This window comes from Erwinia sp. V71 (assembly GCF_965644245.1).
GTDB lineage: Bacteria > Pseudomonadota > Gammaproteobacteria > Enterobacterales > Enterobacteriaceae > Erwinia.
Genome location: NZ_CBFFRK010000174.1, coordinates 1 through 7,104, shown reverse-complemented (window position 1 = coordinate 7,104; position 7,104 = coordinate 1). Strand labels below are relative to the sequence as shown.

The 7,104-nt window shown below is 52.6% G+C and carries 5 protein-coding genes; 3 read left to right on the top strand and 2 right to left on the bottom strand.

Features of this window, described 5'->3' with window-relative positions; genetic code table 11:
• Window positions 1-339 precede the first annotated feature (339 nt).
• The 3 genes from focA to pflA all read left to right on the top strand — a co-directional run bounded on the left by focA (window position 340) and on the right by pflA (window position 4,484).
• Window positions 340-1,200 carry a formate transporter FocA gene (gene focA / locus ACSZO1_RS21185; RefSeq protein WP_437616182.1) on the top strand — a complete coding sequence of 287 codons (861 nt, stop codon included), beginning with the start codon at window positions 340-342 and terminating at the stop codon, window positions 1,198-1,200.
• 87 nt (window positions 1,201-1,287) lie between these two features.
• Window positions 1,288-3,570: a formate C-acetyltransferase gene (gene pflB / locus ACSZO1_RS21180; RefSeq protein WP_437616180.1), complete on the top strand. Its 2,283-nt coding sequence runs from the start codon at window positions 1,288-1,290 to the stop codon at window positions 3,568-3,570.
• Window positions 3,571-3,743: 173 nt separating this feature from the next.
• Window positions 3,744-4,484 (top strand): pyruvate formate lyase 1-activating protein, encoded by a 741-nt coding sequence (pflA, locus tag ACSZO1_RS21175; protein ID WP_437616178.1) that lies wholly within the window; start codon window positions 3,744-3,746, stop codon window positions 4,482-4,484.
• A gap of 42 nt (window positions 4,485-4,526) precedes the next feature.
• On the opposite strand, the gene ACSZO1_RS21170 is transcribed toward pflA, so the two are convergent.
• Both ACSZO1_RS21170 and ACSZO1_RS21165 read right to left on the bottom strand, forming a co-directional pair.
• On the bottom strand, window positions 4,527-5,678 hold the full coding sequence (locus tag ACSZO1_RS21170) for an MFS transporter (RefSeq protein ID WP_437616176.1): 1,152 nt from the start codon (window positions 5,676-5,678) through the stop codon (window positions 4,527-4,529).
• 297 nt (window positions 5,679-5,975) lie between these two features.
• Window positions 5,976-6,896, bottom strand: coding sequence for a LysR family transcriptional regulator (locus ACSZO1_RS21165; RefSeq protein ID WP_437616174.1), 921 nt, complete (start codon window positions 6,894-6,896; stop codon window positions 5,976-5,978).
• Window positions 6,897-7,104: the final 208 nt, after the last annotated feature.

Genomic DNA, 7,104 nt, shown 5'->3' with positions numbered 1-7,104 from the left:
GGATAGCTTATCGGTAGCTAACCGTCCCTCCATCCACATGACCAAGCGTTGCACTTATTATCTGAATTCGCGGCCGATAATAAATTCCGGCTGTCACATTTTATATATATTTGCTCTGTTTTTTACCATATCAGCCTTTAGCATCACGTGTCTTTTTCAACTTTTTTTGCACAAATTAAAATATTTTTTCTCTTTAAAAATCAATGAAATAATCAAAATAACACTATGAAAAACAGGGTTAATGACCGTCAGTTGCCCTGCGAATATGATCCACGTCAATTTGTACTTTATGCTCCTTTGTTAGTATCAGGTTGCTGACAAATTTCAGGAGAACGTTCAGTGAAAGCTGACAATCCATTCAATCTCATACTCCCGGCTGCGATGGCAAAAGTTGCTGAAGAAGCGGGTGTTTATAAAGCAACCAAGCATCCCCTTACCACTTTTTTCCTGGCGATCACGGCTGGCGTATTTATTTCCATCGCGTTCGTCTTCTATATCACTGTGACCACTGGCAGTGGCACCGTCCCTTACGGTTTGGCTAAACTGGTAGGAGGCATCTGCTTCTCCATGGGCCTGATGCTGGTGGTTGTCTGCGGCGCAGACCTGTTCACCTCCACCGTACTGATTGTGGTGGCGAAAGCCAGCGGCCGTATCAGCTGGGGACAACTGGCGCGCAACTGGGTGAACGTTTATGTCGGCAACCTGATTGGTGCACTGTTCTTTGTCGGCTTGATCTGGTTCTCCGGCGAATATATGGTGGCAAATGGCGGCTGGGGTTTAAACGTACTGCAAACTGCCGATCATAAAATGCATCACACCTTTATCGAGGCGGTCTGTCTCGGCATCCTGGCAAACCTGATGGTGTGCATGGCAGTTTGGATGAGCTATTCCGGTCGTACTCTGACCGACAAAATGCTGGCGATGATCCTGCCCGTGGCGATGTTTGTCGCCAGCGGCTTCGAACACAGCATCGCCAATATGTTCATGATCCCTATGGGAATTGTTATCCGCGATTTCGCATCACCTGAATTCTGGCAAGCCACAGGCGCGACCGCGGAACAGTTCTCCAGCTTAAGCATCAGTAACTTTATCGTTGATAACCTGATTCCGGTCACGATCGGCAACATTATCGGCGGTGGTGTACTGGTAGGCTTAACCTACTGGGTAATTTATCTGCGCGGCGGCGACCAGCATCACTAACCGCGGCGTGTAACAGGTATCGGAACCGGTTGTGCTTGTTCCCGACCGGTTTACTGCAAGAACTCCACAAAATAAGGTAGGTATTATATGTCCGATCTTAACAACAAACTGTCTCCAGCCTGGGAATCTTTCGCTGCAGGTGAATGGCAGACTAGCGTCAACGTCCGTGACTTCATCCAGAAAAACTATACGCCGTATGAAGGTGACGAAGCGTTCCTCGCTGGTGCAACTCAGGCGACCTCCTCTCTGTGGGACAATGTTCTTGAAGGCATCAAAATCGAAAACCGCACCCATGCGCCGGTAGATTTTGATACTGACCTCGCGTCCACCATCACCTCTCACGACGCCGGTTACATCAACAAAAGCCTGGAAAAAATCGTGGGTCTGCAGACTGAAGCCCCACTGAAACGCGGCCTGATCCCATTCGGCGGCATCAAAATGGTGGAAGGTTCCTGTAAAGTGTATGGCCGTGAACTGGACCCATCACTGAAAAAAATCTTCACCGACTACCGCAAAACCCACAACCAGGGCGTGTTCGATGTCTATACTCCGGACATCCTGCGTTGCCGTAAATCTGGCGTGCTGACCGGTCTGCCAGATGCCTATGGCCGTGGCCGTATCATCGGTGACTACCGTCGTGTGGCGCTGTACGGTATCGACTTCCTGATGAAAGACAAGTTCGCCCAGTTCACTTCCCTGCAACAGGATCTGGAAAACGGCGTTAACCTGGAAGCGACTATCCGTCTGCGTGAAGAGATTGCTGACCAGCACCATGCGCTGCAGCAGATCAAAGAGATGGCAGCGAAATATGGCTGTGATATCTCTGGCCCGGCGACTAACGCTCAGGAAGCAGTACAGTGGACTTACTTCGGCTACCTGGCTGCAGTGAAATCCCAGAACGGCGCGGCAATGTCCTTCGGCCGTGTATCTACCTTCCTCGATGTCTATATCGAACGCGACCTGAAAGCAGGCAAAATCACTGAGCAGGAAGCACAGGAACTGATCGACCACCTGGTGATGAAACTGCGTATGGTACGCTTCCTGCGTACCCCAGAGTACGATGAACTGTTCTCCGGTGACCCAATCTGGGCAACCGAGTCTCTGGCAGGTATGGGCGTTGACGGCCGTACTCTGGTGACCAAAAACAGCTTCCGTTTCCTGAACACGCTGTACACCATGGGTCCTTCTCCGGAACCAAACATGACCATCCTGTGGTCTGAAAAACTGCCACTGAGCTTCAAAAAATACGCGGCGAAAGTGTCTATCGATACCTCATCTGTACAGTATGAGAACGATGACCTGATGCGTCCTGACTTCGACAACGATGACTACGCTATCGCATGTTGCGTCAGCCCAATGGTGGTCGGTAAACAAATGCAGTTCTTCGGCGCCCGTGCTAACCTGGCGAAAACCATGCTGTACGCGATCAACGGAGGCGTGGACGAAAAACTGAAAATGCAGGTCGGTCCGAAAGAAGCACCAATCACTGATGCCGTGCTGGACTTCGATACCGTGATGGCACGTATGGATCACTTCATGGACTGGCTGGCAAAACAGTATGTCACCGCCCTGAACATCATCCACTACATGCATGACAAATACAGCTACGAAGCTTCACTGATGGCACTGCATGACCGTGACGTGTTCCGCACCATGGCGTGTGGTATCGCAGGTCTGTCTGTCGCCGCTGACTCACTGTCTGCCATCAAATACGCAAAAGTGAAACCTGTGCGTGACGAAGATGGTCTGGCAATTGACTTCGAAATCGAAGGTGAATATCCACAGTTCGGTAACAACGATCCACGCGTAGATGACATGGCGTGTGACCTGGTTGAACGCTTTATGAAGAAAATTCAGAAGCTGCAGACCTACCGTAACGCAACACCAACGCAGTCTGTGCTGACCATTACCTCTAACGTGGTTTATGGTAAGAAAACCGGTAACACCCCAGACGGTCGTCGTGCTGGCGCACCATTCGGACCAGGTGCTAACCCAATGCACGGTCGTGACCAGAAAGGTGCTGTCGCATCACTGACGTCTGTTGCGAAACTGCCGTTTGCTTACGCGAAAGATGGTATCTCTTACACCTTCTCCATCGTGCCAAATGCGCTGGGTAAAGATGACGATGTGCGTAAAACCAACCTTGCCGGTCTGATGGATGGTTACTTCCACCATGAATCCAGCATCGAAGGTGGCCAGCACCTGAACGTCAACGTGATGAACCGTGAAATGCTGCTGGATGCGATGGAACATCCGGAAAAATATCCGCAGCTGACCATTCGTGTATCAGGTTACGCAGTACGTTTTAACTCGCTGACAAAAGAACAACAGCAGGACGTTATTACTCGTACCTTTACCAAATCACTGTAATCCATCACAGTCTGTGTAAGACCTGGGCTCCGGCAACGGAGCCCTTTCTCCAGACAGCCTGTTTTGCGAGAGATTGATCACTATCAGTTGCTCGCAAAACAGACTTAAACTAACGCAGCGAAAGACTGCGTAGCCCGTCAGCAGTACGGGTTTACCATGGAGAACTCATCGCAATGCCAGCTATCGGTCGTATTCACTCATTCGAATCCTGCGGAACCGTTGACGGTCCCGGCATCCGTTTTATCACCTTTTTCCAGGGCTGCCTGATGCGCTGCCTCTACTGTCACAACCGTGACACCTGGGATACCCACGGCGGTACACAAATTACCGTTGAAGATCTGATGCGCGACGTGCTCTCTTATCGTCATTTTATGAATGCGTCCGGCGGCGGTGTCACGGCGTCTGGTGGCGAGGCCATCCTGCAAGCCGAGTTCGTGCGTGACTGGTTCCGCGCCTGCCGTGCAGAAGGCATCCATACCTGTCTTGATACCAATGGCTTTGTTCGCCGCTATGACCCGGTGATCGATGAACTGCTGGATGTCACCGACTTAGTGATGCTGGATCTGAAACAGATGAATGACGATATCCATCAGAATCTGGTCGGCGTGTCTAACCACCGTACACTGGATTTTGCCCGCTATCTGGCGAAACGCGGTATCCGCACCTGGATTCGCTATGTGGTGGTGCCGGGCTATTCTGACGATGATGAGTCAGCACATAAACTGGGTGAATTTACCCGTGAGATGGGCAATGTGGAAAAAATTGAAATGCTGCCGTATCACGAGCTGGGTAAACACAAATGGATCGCCATGGGCGAGGAGTACAAGCTGGAAGGGGTGAAACCGCCGAAAGCCGATACCATGGACCGGTTAAAAGGGATTCTGGAAGGTTACGGACATAAGGTGATGTACTGAACTTCACTGCCCCTCCCCCATTTTATGGGGGAGGGCATAAAATCAGGCATGAGCAATCGGCGTGGCATGATGATCGGCTTTACGCAGCAGCATCACCAGATACACCAGCCCTACCGCCGCAATCATCACAAACAACAGATTATCTGAGTAGCGCTGCATCAGCAGCGACGTCATACTCGGTCCCGCCAGACTTCCCACGGTATAACTCATCAACAGCGCCTGATTCATCGCCACTAACTCGTGGTGCGCCACCGTTTCACACGCCCAGGACATCGCCACCGGGTACAGCGTAAAACCAGCACAGCCGAGGACAAACAATGCCGGTGCCATAGCGGTATCACTGAGCATCGCCACGGCGCCAACAATCATCACAAACACCTGCACGCGCAACACCAGCAAACGACCAAAGCGATCCGCCAGACGCCCCACCGGCCACTGCCCGACAATTCCGGCGCTCACCAGCAATGCCATCCAGTACCCCACGGTGGCGTCACTCATGCCCTGATGAGAGAGAAACAGCGGCATCAGACCATACAAAGACCCCAGCACAATGCCGGAAATAATACAGCCGTTGATGCCAAGACGCGCACTGCGGCGGCGCAGCATCGCCCACATATGACCGGATGGTGCGCCCTCTTCGTTGCCATTGGCGGTCACTTTGGTGAACACCAGCGGCAGGATACCGGCGACAATCACCGCCGTCAGCCATGGCAGCACGCTGAGCAGGTCGGTCGGCACTTTACTGACCAGCAACTGCCCCAGCACCGTCGCGACATAATACACAATCATATAGGCCGCCAGCAGCTGGCCGCGATTGCGCACCGTGCCACTGGACATCAGTGCACTCTCCACCACCACCCAAATCAGCGCACAACCCATACCGGCGATAAAACGCCCCAGACTCCAGGCGAGAAACCCCTCGCTGAGACCTAACCACACTGTCGCCAGCGCGAAGATGACAGTTGCCAGGTAGTAGCTGTAATTAAAACCGATGCGTTTGACACACCAGCCTGCCAGCAGCGTGCCCAGCAGGTTGCCGGTGAAATAAGAGGAACTGACCGCCCCCACCTGCCAGGTCGGTAGCTGGTCATGCGTCAGCCACAGCGGAACCAGCGTGTTCAGCACGGCAATAGCAATCGTCAACAGCAATAAGCCGCAGAGCAGCAAAATAACGGGGCGAGACCAGGTGGACATAGCGGCAAGGGCCAAAATAACAGGAAGATTTTGCGCGCATATTGCCATTACGCTTGCTAATGTCAATGTGCAAAAATCGACCGCCGCACAATTTGCCGATGACCGATTTAATTTTTTTATCTTCAACCAGTTACGTCATGATGAGAACAGGGTCACACAAAAAATATCTTAATGATTTTAAACACATTAGCCTGTTATCCCGCGTCCATGAACCATGATATTTATTACTGGTAAAATCGCTGTCCACCGCACGCGAGCTGCTCCCCGGAAACAGGCTCTCCTGCCGTCCGGACGAGGCTACTGCGCAATTAACAGCCGCAGCTGCGTCAGCAGCCATTGCAGCGCCGGATCATTCTCCCGCCGTTTATGCCATAACAGCGACAGAGCAAAATCAGGCAGGACAACGGGTGTCTCACTGCTGTGTAAACCATAGTGCTGTCGCCAGCCTGCTGCCAGCCCTTCCGGAACCGTGGCTAACACCGGCATATTTGTCAGCATCAGCGGCAGAGAGGAAAAATGCGGCGTGACATAGCGGATACGGCGCTCATGGCCGTGCTGCGCCAGTTGTTCATCCAGCATGCTGTGACCCGCGCCACGATAGGACACCAGCAGATGCTCATGGGCAACAAAGTCATCAATCGTCAGCGGCGCATTCAGCGCCAGCTGCTGCGGATGCCATAGCGTGCAAAATCCCATGCGCGTCAGGCGCTCACGCTGCACCCCTGCGGGTGATGCATCTGCCACGGAAATCGCCACATCCACCTTATCCTGCTGCACCTGTTGCGTATCCTGAAAAGGATCCGTCGCGGTGACCTGCAAATTGACGCCCGGCGCATCACGGGCAATCGCTGCCAGCAGGCCCGGCATCAGCCAGCTCTCCACCCAGTCGCTCATTCCGAGGCGAAAAGTATAACGATCGGTCGCCGGAGAAAATGCCGGTGGCTGAAACAGAATGAGCTGCATCTGTTCCATCATCGGCGATAACGCAGCCACCAGCGACTGCGCACGTGGCGTCGGCACCATACCTCTGGCGCTGCGCACGAACAGCGGGTCGTGAAACATCTCGCGCAGGCGTGCCAGGGCACCACTGACGGCAGGCTGCCCGAGGTGCAGCTTATCGGCGGCGCGCGACACACTGCCTTCACGATGCAATACCAGCAGCACCGTCAGCAGATTGAGATCGATACGACTAAAATCATTTTCTCTGATGTTGTGCATTATTTTAATCGATTTGAATGATAGTAATAGCCGCAGGATACTCGCAGCCAGAACCGAAGAACAATCGTTTATGAGGATACGATGAAATCACTGCTCACTCTGGTCGCCATTATGACTTTCTCTCCACTGGCTGCAAAATGGCATGTGAATCGATCACGGTTTGGCATCAAGGTCGATCATGATTTGGCATCCATCTCCGATCACGATT